The 22,014-nt window shown below is 39.8% G+C and carries 19 protein-coding genes; 3 read left to right on the top strand and 16 right to left on the bottom strand.

The annotated features are described in order from the left end of the window. Positions 1-114: 114 nt before the first annotated feature. The gene (locus tag EBQ12_RS08575; protein WP_060832835.1) at positions 115-1,350 is read right to left on the bottom strand and encodes a pyridoxal-phosphate-dependent aminotransferase family protein; all 1,236 of its coding nucleotides are present in this window, start codon (positions 1,348-1,350) and stop codon (positions 115-117) included. A gap of 173 nt (positions 1,351-1,523) precedes the next feature. On the opposite strand from EBQ12_RS08575, the gene EBQ12_RS08570 reads away from it, so the two are divergent. Continuing rightward, positions 1,524-2,402, top strand: coding sequence for an endonuclease I family protein (locus EBQ12_RS08570; protein WP_125589698.1), 879 nt, complete (start codon positions 1,524-1,526; stop codon positions 2,400-2,402). A 121-nt stretch (positions 2,403-2,523) separates the two neighbouring features. Here the strand turns inward: EBQ12_RS08570 and EBQ12_RS08565 are convergent, their stop codons facing one another. From EBQ12_RS08565 to EBQ12_RS08520, 10 genes are all read right to left on the bottom strand, one after another. Further along, positions 2,524-2,982 (bottom strand): hypothetical protein, encoded by a 459-nt coding sequence (locus EBQ12_RS08565; protein WP_039963822.1) that lies wholly within the window; start codon positions 2,980-2,982, stop codon positions 2,524-2,526. A gap of 124 nt (positions 2,983-3,106) precedes the next feature. Next, positions 3,107-3,826, bottom strand: coding sequence for an IucA/IucC family C-terminal-domain containing protein (locus EBQ12_RS08560; RefSeq protein WP_060832618.1), 720 nt, complete (start codon positions 3,824-3,826; stop codon positions 3,107-3,109). Between the two features lie 21 nt (positions 3,827-3,847). After that, positions 3,848-4,885: a FecCD family ABC transporter permease gene (locus EBQ12_RS08555; RefSeq protein WP_035389316.1), complete on the bottom strand. Its 1,038-nt coding sequence runs from the start codon at positions 4,883-4,885 to the stop codon at positions 3,848-3,850. Beyond that, on the bottom strand, positions 4,878-5,894 hold the full coding sequence (locus EBQ12_RS08550) for a FecCD family ABC transporter permease (RefSeq protein ID WP_060832619.1): 1,017 nt from the start codon (positions 5,892-5,894) through the stop codon (positions 4,878-4,880). The genes EBQ12_RS08555 and EBQ12_RS08550 overlap by 8 nt, the downstream gene beginning before the upstream one ends. Before the next feature lie 72 nt (positions 5,895-5,966). Then, on the bottom strand, positions 5,967-6,920 hold the full coding sequence (locus EBQ12_RS08545; RefSeq protein WP_060832620.1) for an ABC transporter substrate-binding protein: 954 nt from the start codon (positions 6,918-6,920) through the stop codon (positions 5,967-5,969). Positions 6,921-7,059: 139 nt separating this feature from the next. Beyond that, a complete protein-coding gene (locus EBQ12_RS08540; protein ID WP_060832621.1) occupies positions 7,060-7,962 on the bottom strand; it encodes an alpha/beta hydrolase in 903 nt (300 codons plus the stop codon). Between the two features lie 71 nt (positions 7,963-8,033). After that, positions 8,034-8,945 (bottom strand): alpha/beta hydrolase, encoded by a 912-nt coding sequence (locus tag EBQ12_RS08535; RefSeq protein ID WP_047945374.1) that lies wholly within the window; start codon positions 8,943-8,945, stop codon positions 8,034-8,036. A 489-nt stretch (positions 8,946-9,434) separates the two neighbouring features. After that, positions 9,435-9,863, bottom strand: coding sequence for a phosphate-starvation-inducible protein PsiE (gene psiE / locus EBQ12_RS08530; RefSeq protein ID WP_060832622.1), 429 nt, complete (start codon positions 9,861-9,863; stop codon positions 9,435-9,437). A gap of 38 nt (positions 9,864-9,901) precedes the next feature. After that, positions 9,902-11,209, bottom strand: a complete 1,308-nt coding sequence (locus EBQ12_RS08525) for a HAMP domain-containing sensor histidine kinase (protein ID WP_060832623.1) — start codon at positions 11,207-11,209, stop codon at positions 9,902-9,904. Continuing rightward, on the bottom strand, positions 11,196-11,891 hold the full coding sequence (locus tag EBQ12_RS08520) for a response regulator transcription factor (protein ID WP_019743174.1): 696 nt from the start codon (positions 11,889-11,891) through the stop codon (positions 11,196-11,198). The genes EBQ12_RS08525 and EBQ12_RS08520 overlap by 14 nt, the downstream gene beginning before the upstream one ends. A gap of 236 nt (positions 11,892-12,127) precedes the next feature. Between EBQ12_RS08520 and EBQ12_RS08515 the strand changes: the two genes are divergently transcribed. Then, a complete protein-coding gene (locus tag EBQ12_RS08515) occupies positions 12,128-13,333 on the top strand; it encodes a DUF418 domain-containing protein (RefSeq protein ID WP_125589693.1) in 1,206 nt (401 codons plus the stop codon). Positions 13,334-13,410: 77 nt separating this feature from the next. Here EBQ12_RS08515 and EBQ12_RS08510 read toward each other — a convergent pair whose 3' ends face one another. Then, positions 13,411-14,349 carry a helix-turn-helix transcriptional regulator gene (locus tag EBQ12_RS08510; RefSeq protein ID WP_060832625.1) on the bottom strand — a complete coding sequence of 313 codons (939 nt, stop codon included), beginning with the start codon at positions 14,347-14,349 and terminating at the stop codon, positions 13,411-13,413. Between the two features lie 83 nt (positions 14,350-14,432). On the opposite strand from EBQ12_RS08510, the gene EBQ12_RS08505 reads away from it, so the two are divergent. Continuing rightward, entirely contained in the window at positions 14,433-15,083 is a 651-nt protein-coding gene (locus EBQ12_RS08505) for an FMN-dependent NADH-azoreductase (protein ID WP_060832626.1), read from the top strand. 335 nt (positions 15,084-15,418) lie between these two features. Here the strand turns inward: EBQ12_RS08505 and EBQ12_RS08500 are convergent, their stop codons facing one another. From EBQ12_RS08500 to EBQ12_RS08485, 4 genes are read right to left on the bottom strand one after another with little or no spacing between them, the layout of a single operon-like run. Next, positions 15,419-17,035: a type I restriction-modification system subunit M gene (locus tag EBQ12_RS08500; RefSeq protein ID WP_060832627.1), complete on the bottom strand. Its 1,617-nt coding sequence runs from the start codon at positions 17,033-17,035 to the stop codon at positions 15,419-15,421. 18 nt (positions 17,036-17,053) lie between these two features. After that, on the bottom strand, positions 17,054-18,331 hold the full coding sequence (locus EBQ12_RS08495) for a restriction endonuclease subunit S (protein ID WP_197671739.1): 1,278 nt from the start codon (positions 18,329-18,331) through the stop codon (positions 17,054-17,056). 15 nt (positions 18,332-18,346) lie between these two features. Further along, positions 18,347-21,403: a type I restriction endonuclease subunit R gene (locus EBQ12_RS08490; RefSeq protein ID WP_060832628.1), complete on the bottom strand. Its 3,057-nt coding sequence runs from the start codon at positions 21,401-21,403 to the stop codon at positions 18,347-18,349. Between the two features lie 4 nt (positions 21,404-21,407). Then, positions 21,408-21,980: a restriction endonuclease subunit S gene (locus EBQ12_RS08485; RefSeq protein WP_060832629.1), complete on the bottom strand. Its 573-nt coding sequence runs from the start codon at positions 21,978-21,980 to the stop codon at positions 21,408-21,410. Between the last annotated feature and the right edge of the window lie 34 nt (positions 21,981-22,014).

Here is a 22,014-nt window from a genome sequence, read left to right as displayed (position 1 = left end):
AGAACTTCTTCAGTATAGCGATATCGCTCTCTATAAGTCTAGTTTTTCAAAAAACAGCGTTTTTTCCCAAATAAAAAATACCCGCTGGTGGCGAGTATTTTGAGTATCCCTTTTTTATTCAGCTTGTTCATAGATGGAAAGAGCCGCCTGTAACCCGGCGCCACAATTGATGGCTGCTCCGTACTTCATCAAGATGGCTTCAAGGCCTGCTAAAACAAATAGAATATTTTCCTTTCGGCAGCTATAGCCCATTGAGCCAATTCTCCATATCCGTCCTGCAAGCGGCCCAAATGAACTCGCAATTTCAATTCCAAAATGATGAAGAAGATCAGCCCGGACCGCTTCTCCGTCGATATCACTTGGAATGACGATACACGTCACGACCGGCATTTTGCAGTCTGGATCACCAAATAATTCAAGCCCCATCGCTTCAAGTCCTGCCATTAAAGCCTTTTCATGAAACAAGTGGCGCTGAAAACGTTCCTCCAAGCCTTCTTCCAGCACAAGTCGAACCCCTTCTCTCAGTGCATAAAGCATCGTTGTCGCTTCTGTATGATGATTTAACCGCCTCGGGCTCCAATAATCTTGCAGCTGGCTTAGATCAAAGTAATTGCTTTTGATTGGAGAAATGTCTACCTGTTTTTGCAGTTCGTCCTGTGTTGCAATCCCTTTTTCTACTTTCTTTCTCGATTGTACGACGTCTGCCACCCGGTCATTATATGTGATCGGTGACATCCCTGATGGAACAGACAGGCATTTCTGCGAGCCCCCAATTGCCGCATCGATTTTCCATTCGTCTACCTTGACCTCGACACCACCAATTGTCGCCACAGCGTCTACAATAAAAAGCGCATCAAGCGCTCGGCATGTTTCTCCAATTTTCTCAAGCGGCTGTAATCTTCCGGTAGATGTTTCACCATGAACCATCGCAACAATTTTCGGCTTGACTTGATGCATCTCTGCGATGATGTCGTCTTGCTTAAAAACCGTTCCCCATTCACATTCCATTGTATGTACCTCAGCACCATAGCGCTGTCCAATTTCAATCAGCAAATGACCGAAGCGTCCAAAGACCGGAACGAGCATCACATCTCCGGGCTCGATCACACTGGCAAGCACAGCTTCAAGTCCTGAGCGGGACGTCCCATCAATTGGATAAGCCCATTCATTTTCTGTTTGAAAAAGTGATCGTAATAAGGTCATCGTTTCGTTCATGATCTCTGTAAATGCAGGATCAAATTGACCAAGAATTGGTGTACTCATCACTCGAAGGACTCTCGGATCTACTTCGACAGGTCCTGGTGTCATAATGGTTCTAGTAGGTGTGTGTAGTTCTTTCACGTTATCCATCCTCTCCCTTGCTGTGTCCATCCTTATATGCCCACTTATACAGCAATGCTGATAAAATAGCAATCTCTTTTCTTACGAATTGATTACATAAAATTTACGATAAATCCATTTATTTCTTTATGGCAATATGATAGAACTAAAGAGTATACATTCCCTATGAAGGAGGAAATAGAATGAAAAGATCTTTATTTGGAACTGTGGCCGCCGGAATCATGATTTTCGGTACATTTGCCGCTCCGTTGCCTCCCGCTGCAAATGCTCAAGGCTTTACTCTGAATGAACCGAGTCAAGCCATCACCTTTTCCCCGTTACAGCTTCAAACCGAAACATCTGCTCAACAAGCGAAAACAACCGCTTCAAGTCAAATTGATTCCTATTACCAATCTGCTGCTGGCAAATCTGGGCCTGCTCTTAAGAAAGCATTACACGATATTATTGATGATCATACGCAGCTATCCTACAGCCAGGTTTGGGATGCATTAAAGAAAACGGATGAAGATCCAAAAAATCCAAGCAATGTGCTCTTGCTCTATAGCGGTATCTCCAGGTCAAAGCAAGCAAATGGAGGAAACGTGGGACAGTGGAACCGGGAGCATGTGTGGGCTAAATCTCACGGCAATTTTGGGACGAGCCAAGGACCTGGTACAGATCTCCATCACCTTCGGGCAACAGACGTACAAACGAATAGCACACGAGGAAATTTAGATTTTGATATAGGCGGAAACGAATACAAGGGAGCGCCGGGCAACTTCTACGACAACGACTCATTTGAACCTCATAGCCGGGTGAAAGGAGATGTAGCAAGAATGCTCTTTTATATGGCCGTCCGATATGAAGGCGATGACCGCTTCCCAGATTTAGAATTAAACAACAAAGTGAATAATGGAAGCGCCCCTCTTCACGGCAAAATGTCTGTCCTATTGAAATGGCACAAGCAAGATCCAGTCGATCAAATCGAACGGAATCGTAACGAAATCATCTATCAAACGTACCAGCACAATCGCAATCCTTTCATTGATCACCCTGAATGGGTAAGCGAAATTTGGGAATAAAAAAGAGAGGCACTGCTATGAGCAAGCAGTGTCTCTTTCCAATTAATATCTCTAAAAAAGATGATCATACAACATCAAACACACTTCTCATCCTATAAAGATTCTGATCATTATGTTATGTTTATTCCCCCAATTTACTAATAATAATTCTTTCTATATTGCGATCTAAACAGAAAAATTCTATTTTGATATCATGCTTTGAATCCTTATAGCCTAAAATCTCATATCCCTGATCGTCATTTCTACGATAATAATTTTCACCTAAATAATCATAGATATCTTTTTTAGTTGAATGAATATTTATTGTGTTGTTTATATTACTTTGATTATTTTCTAAAGAGATTGCCACTATTTCTTTTCTATTATTCACTTTAAAATAATTTGAATTTGAAGTTTTAATCCACTCGTTTTCACTATAGTTTCTCTTTATTAATCCCAACTTCAATTCTCCCACCTTTAATTCAGTAAGATTTGTACTTTTTACTTTAAGAAAAGAGATGTGGTTTTTAAGTGGTTGAATGAAGAACAAGCCAATGATGATGATGAAAATAAAGATGATATATAAGATAATTTTTTTCATATCAGTTCCTTCCATATATGATTATATAATGAAACAATATAACATAAATATCATATTTAAATTTACGTATAAATATTTAAGAAAAATCTAATCTAATAAAAAAACACCTTGCATAAGGTGTTTTTTACTTTAGCGGACAGACGAGACAATAATCAAGACTTTCCGATTTCTTCTCAAGCTTATAATACATACAGCAAGTCTTTCGATTTGATGTGTCTAGCAAACTTTCATCTAAATTTAAGCTGTGCTGGAACGGATTTTGCTCCACTCCGAAAAGATCACCCGATGCCTTCTTCAGAAACAAATAATCCTCCCGTACGCGCTCTTTCATTTTAGGCTCTTCCGTTTCTCGCATCATGCTACGGTAAAGAGAATTGATACGTACCGCTACATTTTCCCATAAAATTGAATACGGAAGTCTTGAAGTACGTTTCAATACATCTAAAAGTGGTGTGACACACTGCGTAAATAGCATGCGGACGACCTGTTCTCTCCACTCATGACGATCTCCTTCTAACTGAACAAATGAACAGAGCGTTTCATCTAGCTCAATTTTACGATCTTCTCTAAAGACACACGCCTCTGGTGAAAACCGGTAGACAGCATCATACATCGTCATCAAGTACAAAGTAGAACTAACAGCTAAATAGGCATAGCGTTTTGAAAACATGGACGCCGCCACTGCTATATTCGGTGCATGCATCGCTTCCTTTTCAGCTTCTAATAAACGTCTGATAGATGCTTCTGAAAAAAGCGCAGCAAGTGTGCGATCAGATGTCATTGGTCCATTTGTGATGTGTACCCCGAAATCAAGTAATTCTCTCTCAACCCACTCTGGCTTCATGTCAAAACCCCCATCTTTCGTTTAACGATTTCGCTGTTGATATAACAAATAAATAAAGAACGGTGCACCAATCGCCGCCGTAAACACACCTGCCGGGACATCTAACGGGAGAAAGGCCGTTCTCGCAACTAAGTCTGCCAGCATCACGAGAATACTTCCAACAAGCGCAGATGCTGGAACAAGCGCAATAAAGGAACGACCGATGATCATCCTTGCCACATGTGGCGCCATCAGTCCAACAAATTCAATACCACCTGCGAATGCAACGGCAATACCGGCTAATGTCACACTCATCAGTAGAAAGAATAACCGCTTCGCCTGAACCTTGACTCCGAGACCTGTTGCAAGATCATCTCCAAGCTCCTTTACATTCATCGTTCTTGCCAGCACCATGACAATCGGTAAAATCATCAATACCCAAGGGAGCATTGCGATGACGTCCTTCATTGTAGAACCATATAAACTGCCCGTCAGCCAGATGTATGACTTGGTCGTGGTCATCGTATCGCTGAGCACAAGAGTAAACGTCACACACGCCTTCATAATGGCGGAGATCCCAATTCCCATCAAGACGAGCGTGATCGGCTTGACGCCTTTTTTCCATGAAAGCAAATAAATGAGGCATGATACCGCAAAAGCGCCTGCAATGGCCCACAACGACTGATAAGCAATAGGCACAGTGCCCATCCAAAAGACGATGAACATAATGGCGCCAAACGACGCACCGCTCGTAATTCCTATGATGTCAGGCGATGCAAGCGGATTTCGAATGAGACCTTGTAAAATAAGCCCCGATACCGCAAGTGCCGCTCCCACTAAAACCGCAAGCAGGGTCCTTGGAATCCTCAACGTATTTAATACAAACGTATTTCCCTCGCCTTGTCCGAAGATATGCAGCAGCACATCCGTAGGCGGAATAAACCGGCTGCCCATACAAAGGCTCAGAATAAATAAACCAAAGGCAATGCCTGTCAATAATAGTAAAATTAAAAACGTCCGCTTTGAAAATTGAAATGAAATGCGTCCGCCCTTTGAACGCACTGTATATGTTTTAGCCACCTGTCTTCAACCCCTTGCGCACGAGATAAACAAATAGAGGCGCTCCTGCTACCGCCGTCATGACACCAATCGGTACTTCCTGCGGCATGATCAGAAAACGAGCGGCAAGGTCTGCGACAAGTAAAAGCGACGCCCCTACAACGGCACAATACGGCAGTACCCAGCGGTGGTCAGGTCCAACGAGCTTTTTCACAATATGCGGCACAAGAAAACCAACAAATCCAATGGATCCTGCAACAGCGACGGAACCTCCTGCTAAAAAGACGACAAGTACCCCCATCGTCATCTTCAAAAGAAGCGTACGCTGGCCAAGCCCTTTCGCAATATCATCACCCGATAAAAGGACATTGATCGAGCGGCCAAGAAGCAACGCCACCACAGTCGCCCCAAGAATATAAGGCAGCACAGGCAGCAGCATATCTATACTTCTTCCTGACACTGAACCAGCCATCCAGAACAGGATGCTTTGAATGGACTGTTCATTCACGATTAAAAGTCCTTGAGTAAAGGACGCAAACAGAGCAGATATCGCAGCACCTGCGAGTACAATTTTGACCGGTGTCAGTCCGTCTCTTCCAATGGAGCCTAGAAGAAAGACGAGCATACCTGCAATGGCAGCGCCTAAAAAGGCCGTCCACATATAACCTGTTAACGACTCAGTAGAAAAGAAAACAATCGAAATCACAATAAAAAAGAGTCCACCTGCATTAATACCTAAAAGATCTGGTGCAGCCAGCGGATTCCTCGTCAATGCCTGCATGAGTGCACCTGAAATCGCTAGACTTGATCCAACGACCGTTGCAATTAAAGCTCTTGATAATCTGGATGTCATGACAATGACACTGTTTGGATCTGACTCATCGAACTGAAGAAACGCATGGATAGTGGCTTTGAGGGGAATGGAGGTTTGCCCAAGAGAAATACTGAGCATAAAAAAGACCAACATCAATACGATGAATCCAGCAAATAGCAGTGCCTTGCTTGAATCCTTTTCTAATAAACTTCTCATCTGATTCCCGCTTTCAATCTGTTATGGAAAAAAGGAGAAAATGGCATGTTCACATTTTCTCCTCCGTTCTACTTATTGATCAATTCCTAGACGATCATAAATATCATCAAGCATCATGTTTGCAGCGGTGATTCCGCCAGCCATGTTCCAAGTGATTTCATCGACTTTATGCACTTGTTTCGCTTTCACTGCATCAAGCTGCTTCCATAAAGGATGACTTGTCCACTCTTTATATGCTTTTTCAACTGCTTTATCCTGATCATCCATGAAGTAATAGATCACATCTGCATCCATTTGTGGAATGCTCTCTTTGTCTGTAAGTGTAATGATATCTTGCTTTTTATCTTTGACATTTTTAGGACCTTCAAAGCCTAGCTCTGTTAAAATTGAACCTGCAAACCCAGTTTGATAGATTCTTGCATGATCTGCACGGAAGTTCACCACAGACACACTCATTGGCCAGTTTTTAATGTCTTTCTTTGCTTTTTCTTTGAAGTCAGCGACGCGGTCATCCCACTTCGTCAGCAATTCTTTTGATTTGTCTTGCTTGTTTAACGCTTCACCCATTAAATTCACTGTGTCTTTAAAAGTGAACACTGTTTCTGTTGCAACAGTTGGAGCGATTTCTTTCAGCTGATCAAAAATTTGCTCGTGACGGATTTTTGATGCAATGATCAAATCTGGCTTCAGCTTTTCAATTTCTTCTAAGTTTGGTTGTGTTTCCTGTCCAACAATTTTGACACCCTTTAAATCATCTCTTAAATATTTATACGTAGGTGCTTCAAGCCAAGATTCTACAACACCCACTGGTTTAATGCCCATAGCAACGGCTGCATCCGTTGCTCCTTGATACAACGTCACCACACGTTTAGGCGATCCTTTAATTTCAGTTGAACCGATAGCGCTTTCAATGGTTCTTGTTTTCTCATTACTATCTGACTTGCCTTCGCTGCTATTACTGCCACAAGCCGCAAGTAATACGATGGAGAGCACAACTAATAGCGACCAAAAAGATTTTTTGAACATGTACCTCACCTATCCATTCTATATGTAGTCATATCGTTTGATAACGATTCTCATTATCACACTATGATTTTATCATAGAAAAGGATGGTGTCAATGTAAATTTTTAAGAAAAAGGTAGAGTGTTGACTAGTTGTTCAGGTTAAATGGAACTTTTCCACATTTGGATGGTACACCCAATCTTTTTTCCCGATTCTAGTAAAATGGACAAATGAGTATGGTTTTCTATCACTTGGTAAACAGATTGATTTTTCACCTGCTGATTTGGAAGCGCCAGATATGGATGAAATTTGTCTACGTCGTATAACTCATCCTCGCTTCCAACAAACATGCCATAAGGCTGGTCCAGCCTTGCAAATTGTTTTTGAGGTGCAGATGGCGTTAAGGCAAGAGACATATTGATGGTAATGCCTGTTAAAAGAAGTGGATCTTGTGCAATCACCCATGCTGGGTAGTGAAATCGTACAGCTTCTGAATGCCCCATCAGCCTTCCTTTTGTCATCGCAGATAGCACGAATTTCCAAACTTGAACTGTGGCAAAAGGGACTTGATTAGACTTCGCTGTGTCAGATTTGTAGCCAAATTCAGGAGCAATAAAAAAGTAACCGTCTACTTTTCTTTTTTCATCCCAAGATAGATATTGAAGCAGCAATCCAGCTCCAGAGGAATGACCACAAAGATAAAGTGCTCCTTCGTGCTGCTGTTTGATGACATCCACAACTTGCGAAATATCTTGCCACACGTCAGTGACTTTGGGTGTATCCCCCTTCTTTCCTTCAGAATATCCGTGGCCTCTCAAATCCAGCAGAAACACATTCACGTGAAAATCATGTTGCAATGTATAGGCAATATGCTCATAACCAGCCAAGCTGTGAGCGCCTCCGCCATGAATGATGATCACATTGGTCTGCGTGTTTGTTTCTGATAAAAACGGATAATAAGCAAGACGAATGCCGTCATGTGATTGAATGAACTGTCTTTCTGGAATAGCTACAGGAGCTACTTCCTGCATACTTGTAAATGAGAACGGTTCTGTTTCGTTCATAATTAACTTTTGATCCTCCAATTAGAAACGAGAATGGCTAGAGCATTGCTGGCCATCCTCATGTTCGCATCCTATTTTGTCATATCCCTCAAAGGGAACGTCTTACTCTCAATAATGGCGACAATTTGTTTTAACGCTTGGTTCGCTTCGGGAATAGGGAAGACAGGAAAGACGTGATTCATTTTTGGGTATTCGATATAGTTGATGGGAACACCCTGCTTGTCTGCCATCTCTTTGAATTTCCGGGCATCTGGGAGAAAGAATTCATGAGTGCCAATAAAAACAGAAATTCGTCCTAACGATTTGATTTCTCCATAGATTGGACTGATCAAATGATGTGTTTCATCTGTATCACCTGCATAGGCTTTGCCCGATTCGATTAGTAAATCTAGGTTGAGCATTGGCTCTTTTGGAACCATTTTAGCGATATCAGGATTACTTAATGTCACATCAAGCCATGGTGATAATAGAATCAAGTTTCCAGGCTGCGGAAGACCTTTTTTTGCTAAGTATTGAGCAAAGGCCAACGATAAACCGCCGCCAGCAGAATCACCCATGATGACGATTTTTTCTGGTGTTCCTTTTTCTAAAAGAGCTTGGTAAACTGGGAGAACACTCTCGATTGCATCCATATACTGATGATTCGGTGCTTTAGGATAAACTGGCACATATACCGTACTATTTAATTGCTTCGTCAATCGATCCAAGAAACGCCAATGCCATACGAGCGGCTGCTCAATATAGCCTCCTCCATGTAAAAATAGCACCTGATGATCATCTTGCTGCACATCTGATTTCAACATGTACGTATCGACTGAAAACATGCTGCTTTTGGTGATGTGATATTTCTTTTTCAACTTCTCAGGCAGCACATAAGGTAATTGATTCGCCATTCTTCGTTCCTCTAAATACCCCTCAACATTCAGTTTCTTCTTTGTAAGTACAAGTAACCATTCAACAAACAAACTTTGAATACTTCGCATACGATCGACCCCTATAGATAGAATGATGACAATCAATGTCTAGGAAAAGAATGGTTTCTCTTTTTCTAAAGCATAACATAAGAACTTGTGAATCCGTTAACTGCTTTGGACAGAATACCTTTTCTATACATCTATTCATTTATGAACACCTGTCTATTTATATTATATTTTCTAGATACATCATCATCAATTGTCAATCTTTCAATCATTGTTCATTAATCAACACATATTCAAAAACTGTTCATTTAAACACAAAAAAGACGAGTGTTGACCACTCGTCCCAGATTGTTGACAAAGGGCTAAAATGAACTTGATTTTAGCCCTTTGTCTTCTTTTCAGCGTGATAGAAAACCTTTGCAGTCTAGGAAGGACGAGTACTGGAGCGGAGCGAATTTGACATTCGTGAGCACCGGAGCGCAGGACTGACACCGAATGCAGGGGTTTGTCTACACGCTGAGACGAGTGTTGACCACTCCTCCTTCTTCTTCCTCACTTCACTTCCTCATGCTCATGAGCAGTATCTCTTTTGCTCGCGATAAAGAGTGCACAGGTCATTGCAAGTATGGCCAGTGCCCACCAGAATGTCGATACCGCCTCTTCATGATCAATGATAATCAAACGGATGACAGCTGTGATGCCAATATAAATGAAATAGCGAAGCGGAAAATGAAAGTTGGATTTAAAGTATTTAATAATTAAGGCGATAAATTCAAAATACATAAAGAAGATCAGCAGCTCGCCAAGCATTCCATAATAGCTTTCTCCTTTGTTAAACAATGTTTTATAGACGAATTGCACGATGTACCATGTTTCACTAATTAAGAGTACGCTTAGCGCAATCGCTAGAAAGAACAGGCAGATATTCAGAAGGGCTTGCAGAAGATCAGGTACCTTTTGGAAATTGTTGAATCGTTTCATCAGATTGTTTCCCCATTCCATGATGTTGTTTTTGCTCTCTACATTTTGGTATTCCAAAATCGCAGTACGATGTAGTAGGTATCGTGTTTTTCTACACTTTCAAACTGTCCATGCATTCGGGACATCATCCGCTTGATGCTTCGTTCCCCGAGTCCATTGCTTTCCGGTATGATGTCTGTCTTTTTTATCGCATTGCTCACATGGATTTCAAAGACATCTTGGTCGGATAAAAAAGTGATCTGAATGTCCTTTTCAGGATCTGCGTATTTACGTAAGTTAGACATCACATTATCAAATACTCTGCCAAGCTCCTCGACATTCACATTAATATAGCTATCCGGCATTTCGCCTACAATATGGACCGTGAAATTCTCCTGATGCAGCAGGGCGACCTGATCTGATAGAAGATCATAAATCACTTCTTTCACTGCAACGGTTTCAAGCTCTGACTCGTGCTCTTTATCTAGCAGGAAATAGGCAAATAGATTGTCAGACAGATTCTTTAATTGTAGGGCTTTTCCATACGCACTCGCTATATATTGCTCCTTGCGGGTATCCGCTAGAGCCTCCTCTTTTTTCGCAAATTCCAGATTCATGATGAGTGATGTCAGCGGGGTCCTCATATCATGCGACATTTCGGTCACTAAACTGCGGCTCTCTTCCTGCAGATTATCAATAGCCTGAAGCTTGTCCAAAAAGGCTGTTCTTAAATCCTCAATGCTCTTTGCAATCATGGCCAATTCATCATGCCCCTTCACTGTCATCTCATAATCGAGCTCACCGCCTTCAAGAATATGAATCTCTTGACGGATCGTTTGCAAGTAACGTAGGCTTCGGCGAATGCCAACAAGCACAATCAGGAGAAAAATGAGTGTTGCACCAAGCAGTTCTAGTGTAAAGGCGAGATCGTGATATCGAGAGGAGTAAAATCCGTCTACCATAACCCTACCTTCTCCGTCGCTAAATTGAACCGGGTAAGAATGACGCTTTGCGTAGTCGGTCACCTTTTCTTTCCCATAGGCCGATTCGTCAGCGGCAGAGTAAATCGAGTCATATTGAAGCACTTCATCCTTGTAAACAGTGAGATTAATATAATCTTCTTTTTTCACCCACTCACCGAATGCTTTTCGATCCGTTGAAGTCAGCTCATGTTCTGAAACGTAGCGGCTGAATGTTTGAATGTATCTAGCAGATTCTTCCTTATAGTACTCATCCGAACTTAAATATCCTTCAATCAGGTGATCAGTAATCTTTTGCAGTGTCAAAAAGACAACACCACTTACGATAGCAGCGACCAAAATGAGCAGTGACAGCTTTTTGGTCAGCGTATATTTACGATGTGCCAAACCGGTATCCTCTCCCCCATTCTGTTTTGATATACACGGGACGAGCCGGGTCATCTTCAATTTTGGCACGCAGCTTTCGGATATGCACCATCACCGTATTGTTTGAACAATAAAAATAAGGCTGGCCCCACACGCTTTCATAAATATTTTGAGCAGAAAATATTTTGTTTCGTTTGTTCATGAGCAGTTTTAATATCCGATATTCTAAATCAGATAACTTGATTTGCTGCCCACTTTTCCACACTTCATTAAATTCTTCACTCACCTTCAGGCTACCACCAACTAAATAGGTTTCTTCCTGTTCCTTTTTTTCCTGATAGATGGTATATCTGCGCAATTGCGCCATGACCCTAGCGTGAAGCTCCTCTTCTGAAAAAGGTTTTGTCATATAATCATCTCCGCCAGCGAGTAATCCTTCGGTTTTATCCCATGTACTAGATCTGGCGGTCAAAAATAAAATCGGCACATTTGAGGTGGCTCTTATTTGCTGGCACGTTTCTATACCGGAGATACCTGGCATCATGACATCCAAAATCACCAAATCCAGCGAATCATCTATAACATGCAATGCCTGCTTGCCATTCATGGCTCTCAACACCTCATACCCTGTACGTGTCAGAGATTCCTGCAACAGGTCACCAATATCCTGATCATCCTCTACAACTAATATTCGATGGGTCATATCTCTCTCACCTCATCCTCCATGACTTCATTCTTATATATTATTACTATATATCATCTAGCTATGTGAAAAGATACACCATAAATCTTAAGTGTTTATGAATATGATCAATTGCCATCAAGTTGTCACATTTATTTTCAAAAAATTGGATCTTCATAAATGATTAAGAATTGGCCTGTATATTGATTCATTGAAGGATCTATCTTTAGATCCAATACATGAAAAGGAGCATTAATATGAATGTAAGCAAGGTAGAACACGGACAACCAATGAGTCTCAAAGAACGGGTGCATTTCTTGGATATCGTACGAGGATTCGCCTTAATGGGGATTATTTTGGTCAACTATTTTTTGATTGTGGATTCGGTCAAGGGATTTGAGATGGAGTCTAATGATGTATTTCACAACTTGGTGAATTGGTTTGCTTCAGGAAAGTTCATTACGTTATTTTCCTTTCTATTCGGGGTTGGGTTTATGATTTTTATGGATCGAGCTGCTCAGAAGGTGGACAGTCCGAACAAGCTGTTTGCTCGCAGATTAACGATTCTCTTAGGGATTGGTCTTCTGCATGTCACGTTTGTATGGATTGGAGATATTTTAACCTATTATGCTGTCGCAGGCTTCTTATTGCTTTTCTTTTACAAACGCACAGCCAAAACCATCCAGTACTGGCTGATCACACTCTTTGTGATTCAATTGCTCACGCCTCTTTTCTCAATGCTGCTCAATACCATTAGTACGGGATCATCAGGCAAGCCGGATTTTGCTGATTTCGAGCTGACTAGCCACAACAGTCTGACTTATTTAGCATCTATTGGTGACCGGTGGGCCGATATGGTCACGATGGCTTCCAGCTCATTTTCCACTGTCTATTCGATGTTCTTCATGTTTTTACTTGGTGTGTATTTTGTGAAAATGTCGTTTTTCAAAAACATGGAGACGAAAAAAGCGATTTGGAATCGTATTTGGATGATTTGTACAATCGCTTTTCTTATCACACAAGGCAGTACGATTATGACAGCGGTCACCCCTTTTGAACATACGCCATGGATGAACATTGTCTCTGCACTTGAGCAAAACGGAGGATTAACTGGCAGTATGTTCTATATGAGTTCACTTGCGATGCTGTTTTTGCACGTTCCTCAGCTGCGAGGTGCTTTGATGGTTTTTACCAAGGTCGGACGGATGTCCCTGACCTGCTATTTGCTTCACTCGATCATTGGAACAGTGCTGTTTCTGAAATATGGAGCCGGACTTGCAGATCATCTTCAACCCGCTGGTACGTTCTTCATTGGCATTGGCGTGTATGCCTTCCTTGTCCTTTTCAGTACGTTATGGTTAAAGCGATTTAAGTCTGGACCGATGGAATTTATCTGGCGTCAGCTGACGTATGGAAAGGTCAATAACCAATCGAAAACAAATACATTTCAGGCAGCGAAGTAGAAGTAATAGAAAAAGGCGAATTACGACAGTTCGCCTTTTTTCATGTGTTGAGTTTTTGTGATTCAGATACAATCCGTTCATTTTATATATTGATCCATCATTTCTTGCAATTGAGTCAAATAACTCTCTTTTAATTCATCGGGGTATTCAATTTTGATATGTTTCCCAAATGAGATCAAATAGTGAGTCATATACGATAATTCTTCTTGGTTGTATCCCCCTACAATATAAGGCGTATCATCAATGGTCTCCAATCTCATATTCGGATAATGATTCTTTAAAAACTTCTCTTTCCCTTGTTCCGTTAATCGACATTTAAAAGAGATATCATGATAGGTTTTTTCGTATTCGAGCTGCAGTGCTTTTAATTCTTCCTTCGTAAAAGTGTCTTTCGTTTCTTCTTCGATCATCAAGTCCGTCATACAATCACATCTGTAGATGCCCCACTTTTTATTCTGAACATCATATGCTTCGGTGAACCAAATCCCATTTCGATAAAACAACTCAAGAAATTGTAGCCTGATCCTTTTATGTTCATATTGAGAGTATGTCATCTTCACGATTTGATCTTCCATCATTGCCTGCAATATCAAATCCAAATGATGTTGTTCACTCACTGGTGCGACATGATAGTAATGAATCACATCCAAAATCTCCGTGATCCGATGTTTTCTCTCATCAGACATTGTAGCAAACAGTTTTTGACGAATCTGTGAGTAAGACTTTTTAAATGGTGTTGCTGACAACAGATCTAAGGCTTTAAGAGCGAAAAAAATGGCTTGAACTTCATCTATTTGAAAATAGATCGGAACCAATGGAGATTGATTCACGAGCCGATATCCTCCATGTCTGCCATTTTCAACATAAAAAGCTAAGCCCATGGACTCTAGCTCTTCCATATCTCTTAAAGCCGTACGTTTAGAAATGCCAAATTCAGTTTCTAAATCTTTTAATTGAAATGAATATTTATCACTTAAAAAAATAAGCTCTTGGTTTAAGCGTTCTGATTTTTTCATTTGATTTTCCTTCTGAAAAAGGTGACATGTTTTGTCATCTTTATATTTTATACTCAGTTTATCAAAAGAAAAGGAGCATGTATATGCAAACACTAATCATTAACGCGCACCCAGATTTCACTCATCAAGAAAGTTATTCAAACAAACTGCAAGCACTATTTTTAAAGCAGTTTAAAGAAAGATTTCCTTATGAGGAGCCTACCATTTTACATTTATATGGAACTGAAATTCCTCGTATCGAAAAAGACCAGCTGCTAGGAATTTGGGATAAGCAAGCATCTGAACAATCATTAACAGCTGCCGAAGAAAAAATCGCCGCTGCTTCATCTGCTCTATTGGCTCAATTCAAAGCACATCATCGAATCGTGATTGTATCACCTGTTCATAATTTCAATGTGACGTCACGTATGAAAGATTATATAGATAATATCTTAATTGCGAGAGAAACGTTTAAATATACAGAAAATGGTTCAGTTGGTCTGATGACTGACGATTATCGTGTACTTTTGCTTCAAGCAAGTGGCTCAATTTTCACAAATAATGATCGGTACACACCACTGGAATTTTCATATTATTATCTAAAGGAAATATTCCAAAACTTGATGGGTTTTCATCAATTCCATATTGTCCGGGCACAAGGAACAGCGATTTTAGAAGAAGAAACGATCTTGACATCTGCAGCTGATGATTTGTCTAAAGCTTTTGATGCGTTTTACCAGCCTAGCGGGATGTGAATTAGATTTTTTCAAAACAAAAAGACCAAAAACGTTTGATACCACGTTTTTGGTCTTTTATTATTAACCGATTGAACCTTCCTTTTCGAACTTAATTAATGTTGCTCGAAATGGCTTGAACTAATTAACAATCAAACTTGTCTAACCTTTGATATATCCAATTTAAATATGACTTGTAACGCTTTTGACATACGAATTTGACATATGCAGATGCCGCATAAAATAGTGCTAATTAAAACGCACTTTTAGATATAAACTAAAGAAAACGGAAATAAAGAAATTTTTAAAAGCCAAAAAGAGCCACGAATTAAATCCTTTGCTCTTTTTTAAGACTATTATTTACCTAAAAGACGGATAAATTTACTCAGTTCTTCTTTGGCTTCATCTGTTGTCCCTTCCAGCTCATTCATTAACCCAAACAAATTATCATATGAACTCGCAATTTCCGCTTTAACTTCTGCCAACTCTTGAGCCACTTGTGATAGTGGAATAACTTCTTCTTCTTCAAACGTGTCGACATAACGTGGAATGTTCAAATTGTAATCATTTTCTTTGATTTCATCCAAAGATGCCACATGAGCATATTTCTCAACATCTTTACGGTTACGGTAAGTTTCAATTATTTTGTTAATGTTGTCAGGAGAGAGTTTGTTTTGGTTCTTTCCTTTTACAAACTCATTTGAAGCATCGATAAACAAAATATCTTTATTCTTTCGAGCTTCACGACCTTTGAACACCAGAACACAAGTTGGGATACTTGTGCCATAAAACAAGTTAGCTGGCAATCCAATAACAGTATCTAATAGATTATTGTCGATGATATTTTTGCGGATTTTACCTTCAGAAGCACCTCGAAATAGTACCCCGTGCGGCAATACGATAGCCATTGTTCCAGTTTTATCTAAATGGTAAAGTCCATGCAGTACAAAAGCATAATCTGCCTTAGATGCAGGTGCTACACCATAACCCTTGAAACGTGTATCTTTTTCTCGATCAACGTCTTTTGTATCCCATTTATGAGAATATGGTGGGTTTGATACGACGGCGTCGAACTTCAAAGGAATTTGTGTGCCATCTTTTTCGGCAAATGGCCAGTCAGCATCCAGTGTGTCTGCACGTTTCAACTCCATATTGCGATAATTTACCCCATGCATCATCAAGTTCATACGAGCTAAGTTATAAGTCGTCGTATTCAACTCTTGGCCGTAAAACTCAACGCTTCCTTCTTCATCACCATTTGGTAATTCTTTTTGGACTGTTAAAAGAAGTGAACCTGATCCCATTGTAGGGTCATAAACACGGAATTGACCGCCAGTACCATCTGCATCATTCGTGACAATTTTCGCTAAGATTTGACTAACTTCATGTGGTGTATAAAATTCCCCTCCTTTTTTACCAGCATTTGCAGCAAATTGTCCAATTAAGTATTCATAAACGTCACCCAAAATGTCGTGCCCTGAATCGTCTTTGAAAGTGAACTCGTTAATTATCAACACGATATCATTCAAAGCCTTTGCACGTTCGTTTGTACTTGAACCTAGACGTGTATCCCCAAGGTTAACATCTGAAAATACATTAGCAAAATCAGCTTCGGCAATCGCGTTACGTTTGGCATTTGTATTGAACGAGTCAAACATATCTTGGAAGTCACTAGCTTTGATTTTGTGATTTTCGATTTTTGATACGATTTTGTCCCAAGTGTAGGCTGGGTCAATCGCATATCCGATGCCTTTACTAATTTCCTCAAGATAATCTTCTTTTTCAGTCTCATCTGTCACTTCGTAGAACTCTTCCAAACCATTGATTTTTAAGTATTCATCTTGATTTTCTGATAAGTAGCGATAGAACATAAATGGTAAAATATAGTTCTTGTACTCACTTGCATCCATTGTCCCACGCAGTTTGTTAGCCATTCCCCATAGCTTTGATGTAATATCTGCTGCATTACTCATTTGTGTCATCTCCTTTTCTTATATAAACATTTGTTGAAGTAGTGATTTTTTCAAATTTTTAATCAGATTTAGCTCACGCCGATGAAGGGTGATTAGGTTGTCTAGGTTTACAAAGAAGCCAATAATCTCCTTCTGCTCATCATGTGAAGGAACAGTTATTTGAATATCCAAGAAATCCTTCTCATGGATGCGCCATTGCCCATATACAACACCTTGGCGGAACCGTAACATCTTCCCGATAAAATCTTTTCTAGTAGAAAGTATCCCAATAAATTGACTTTCCATCTTATTTTTGGAAGAAAAAACACTATAAACCGGTGAAATTACAGCTTTCCCAGTTTTATTAAAGCCAATTGAACCAGTTTCAAGATTATTTGAACTATAGATAAAGTCACCGAGTTCAGTTTTCTTATACTTCTTATTAACATCTTTCACCAAGAAATTTCTGTCGTATCTATCAACTTTCGGAGTAACTCCTGTACCTTGAACAAAAGACATTAATGAATATTCCTCATTTTCAGGTATTTGTTCGTTGCGTTCCTCCAGCATTTCCCCCAGCCTATGCTGTTCCCAAGCATCTGTAAAACCTGCAAAGCGAATTTCAGGAACATTGGCTCCATCTTTCGGAAACATTTTTTGCAGTAGACTCTTTTTCATATCCTTCAGCAGTTCCAACTTACGCTGATGAAGGGTGAGAAGGTAAGATAACTCAGTAAAAAAATCTCCTATTTTTTTCTGTTCGCCTAGAGAAGGTGACGAAACTACCCACTCTTTTACCTCATGCATTGGGACTAAATTTGTCATCGCTGATCCGGGATTAGCCTCAGTAAATTTTCGCTGCATATTATCTGAGCGAATCCATTCAAGAAAGTAATTACTATTTGTCACCTCTGTATTAATTTTAAATCGAATTAAAGCTTGATTAAAAACTCCTTGTTTAATTCCATTGGGTACTCTTGAGATGCGCCCTATTGTTCCAGCACCGCTCATAATAAAGTCACCTTCACTCAACACAAATTTACGAAGTTCATCAAACTTGTCTTTTGTGATGTTATATCTTGTTTCCCATTTATCATAGATTGCATTCTGTTGCTCATACACCACATAATCACTTTTTGGGACAAATAATTCTTTTTTCAATGCACTTCCAAATGGACCACGGCGAATACCCTCTCTAATATCTAATAACTCAATAAACTTTCGCTCTTCCCAAGCATCTGTAAATCCTACGAATCTGATTTTTGGTGATTTTGTTATTTTATCGCCCATTTCCGATCTCCTTTCTTTAATCTGCATAATTTTATCACCTGACTACTCTCCCTTCTTAATTTCGTCGGCCATTTCGTAAAATGCTTTACGGAATTCAATGCGATATCTTACCCAGCTCAATGCTGCAATCTTTTCAACGGCGATTTCTTTATAATCAGCTCTTGCGTCATTCATAATAGCGGTTAACTCCCCTTGTTTATCCATATCTTCTTGACCTAATCGGTGTTTCTTAATCAAGTTTTCAAGTTCCTTAGGCTTTGTACTGTTATCAAGTCCCCAAGTACGGATAAAGTTCGTTACAAGTTGGATATTCGTATCCTTTTGTGCTTGATCCATTGCTTGATTCATTTTTTCAACACTTCGAGGTGCTGGATAATGATCAAATTCAAACTCTTTGGAGAAAATCTTAGATACAAAATGACTCACCTTAGATTTTTCTTTTTCATTGTCAGACTTGGCGATTTCAACTTGGATTTCATCACGTGTACTTTCAGCTTTCGACATTTCGTTCGCATGAACTTCGTCAGCCATTCGGGCGATCAAATCAATCAAATAATCGTAGTTGATGGTTACATCGTGAATATGAACCATCGAGAGATTGACTTGCGAAATATCAATGTCTTCTCGCTTTGCACGTCGTTCTTTCAACTCACCAGCAATGACAGTTGTTAAAATAACTTCCTGCTCTTCAGTAATACCTAGACGTTCATAGAACTCTTCAGGATTATCATAGGCGGATATAGGATTTTTGTCATCGTCTTCGGTATATTGTTTCAACTGACTTAACAAACGATTATACTCTTTCAGATTCTCAAAGACTTCATCCTGTGCTTTTTCACTTGGTGGTAATTGTATAAAATCGTCTGTGAGTGTGGAAAGCTTCTTGATGACTTCTTGCAAATCAGCTTGGACCTTGCTAAATGGTTTAGAAGTGATACCAGACTCTTCGTTGCCTTTCTTCAATTCTTCAAGTGGAAGCTGTTCGTCGGCAGATGCACGATTTGAATAAATAGCAAAAGCCTTATTCATTTCATACTCGTTTTGCTCCGGCCAACGATAATTCACGACATTTCCCCATGGCTTTTCGACAGCGTTATGTATTCGATTTGTACGTGAGTATGCTTGAATCAAGCTCCCACCTTTAAGCGTTCGATCAATATAGAGCGTATTCATCTCAGGCGCATCAAAACCGGTCAAAAGTTGATCCACAACGATGACCAAATCTAAATAGTTCCCATCATCAGCTGTCTTTTTCAAACGTCTTGCTAAGTCTTCTGTATAGGCTTTCACTGTCGTCATATCAAAAGCTGTGCCAAACGTTGCATTATAGGCTTTGATAGCTCTGTGCAAGTTCTCGTTCGTTTTCAGTTGATGAATACTATTGGATGTATCTGCCGAGAAACTCACCGCAACTTTTAATCGTTGATCTGCTGGACGATTCGCATTCTCTTCAGCAAACTTATCGAAATATTCCATCGCTCTTGGTGTACTTGGTTTATTACCACCAACGTGGACTGTAAACAAGGCATTATATTTACGCTCATTTGAACGTTTCTTCCAGTTATCGAAGATGTCTTTCACTACTAAGTTCACATGTTCTGGACTATAGTCGTAAACACTACCACGAATATTATCATCAATATCATCTTCGGTGGGATCTTCGGGAGCTTCGATCGTTTCCTTAAATTCAACGTTAAACCCTAATACGTTTTTATCTGCAATCGCTTCTTTAATGGTATATGCATGTAATAGTTCACCAAAGATTTCTCGTGTTTCCGGGAATTTTGGTGTACCAGTATAACCAACCCAAGCAGAATTAGGAATTGTTTTTCGAATCGTTTCAAGCATCCCTTCATTTTCAGTACCATTCCCAGTTGAACGGTGGGCTTCATCTACGATAAAAAGAATATTTTCATTCAGTGGCTTGAAGCTGTCCCGCACTACATAACGTGACATTTTTTGGATACTTGTCACAATGATGTTCTTATCGCTTTTTTTCGTTAGTTTGCGATGAAGGTCTGAAATATTAGCTGTGTCACCCACCACACCAGTTTTCCCTTCAAAACCAGCAACAGGATCATAGGCTTTATAAGCATCTGCTGTTTGGTTGGTAAGTGCGATCCGGTCAACCAAGAAGATCACTTTATCTACATTAGATAGACGGCTTGCAAGCCACGCTGTCTTAAAACTTGTGATTGTTTTACCTGAGCCTGTCGTGTGCCAAATGTATCCTAATTTACCACCATCATATTTAAAGTCAAACTTTCTAACTTTATCAAGCACACGCTTTGTGGCATAGACTTGATACGGACGCATGACTTTGATACTTTCTTTGTTTTTTGTACCATCTAGTACCATGTAACGTGTTGCCAAATCATGGGCCATTGGAATGGACAACACCTTATCCGCAAACGTCTTCCATGATCGAATAGGGCGAGCATCATCTTCGTTTTGCCAGTTGAAAGCAAAAGCTCGGTTAAAGTTTTCGAGTGGGGTATTTGCCATATAACGAATATCAAACGGTGTCATCGCGATTAAAATCTGCAAAGTTGAAAAGATACCGCTGAATTGTTTTTCAGCTATATACTGTTCCATCTGATTTAAAGATTCCGTAGCGCTATGAAGTGCTTTCTTTAATTCAATTTGAATAATCGGCAAACCATTAATGAGCAACGTCACATCAAACCTGCGATTCTGCTTACCATCAACAACTTTTGGTCGTTTAATTTGATTCACTACTTGATAAACGGTATTCCCGCCACCGACTTGGGCTTGGTCGAATACTGTCAAGAACACATGCCTACCATTATCAAGATCAACTTCAATTTCGGAAACACCATTAACGCCATACAAAAACTGTCCGGCTTGATAAGGTGATTCGATACTAGTGATGATTTTCTTCACTTGGTTAAATTCAGTAACAGACAAGGGTTCATCTAATCGAGCGCTATTGTTTTGTTCTAGGATTATTTTAAAGTTATCCCAAAGTTGTTCAGTTGTTTTAATGTTTTTTTTGTATTCCCATTGTTTTACTCCACCGATTTTGGTCAAATAATCGATCACTTCATTTTCAAATGCTAATTCCGATTGACTCTTCATTTCATTACTCCCCCTTTAATGTTTCTTCTATTACCGAGCTCGTAAACTGCCCTATCAAGTCTGCGTATTGGCTCAGCTTATTTTGTAGCTTCATTGTTTCTACGTAAATAGTGCCTATTTTCTTCTGTTCCTCGATCGGAACAACTGGAACGATCATTTCCCCAAGGACACGAAGCGGAATTCTTAGAATAGGACCACTACCCTGTGACCCCCTTTCTTTTTGCTGCTTCACATCTTTATGAGCATTAAACAAGTAAAGAAAATATCTTTTATCAAGTTGTTCGCTATCAAACTCTATTTTCGTAAAGTTGAGGGACAACACTTTACCAACATTATTTTCACCAACAATGGTGGCTAGCTGTAATGAGTTACTGATAACAACATCACCTTCATTTAACGATAGATTTTTTTGAGGTTTAGCCTTTTCTTCAACAGCTACGTCCTCACGATGATAATCAGCTTCAAAAGACGCTTGGTCATAATACTTTATTTCTTGAGTTTCAAATTGCTTTTGTGCTCTTGTTGGATTAATACCGGGAACGAATGTTACGAATTCATTTAATTTTCTTTTCTTCAAATAAATCGCCCCTAATCACAGATATGATTTTTCG

The organism is Bacillus sp. 2B09, from assembly GCF_003946835.1.
Lineage (GTDB): Bacteria > Bacillota > Bacilli > Bacillales > Bacillaceae > Bacillus > Bacillus altitudinis.
This window is presented reverse-complemented; position numbering and strand designations above follow the sequence as displayed.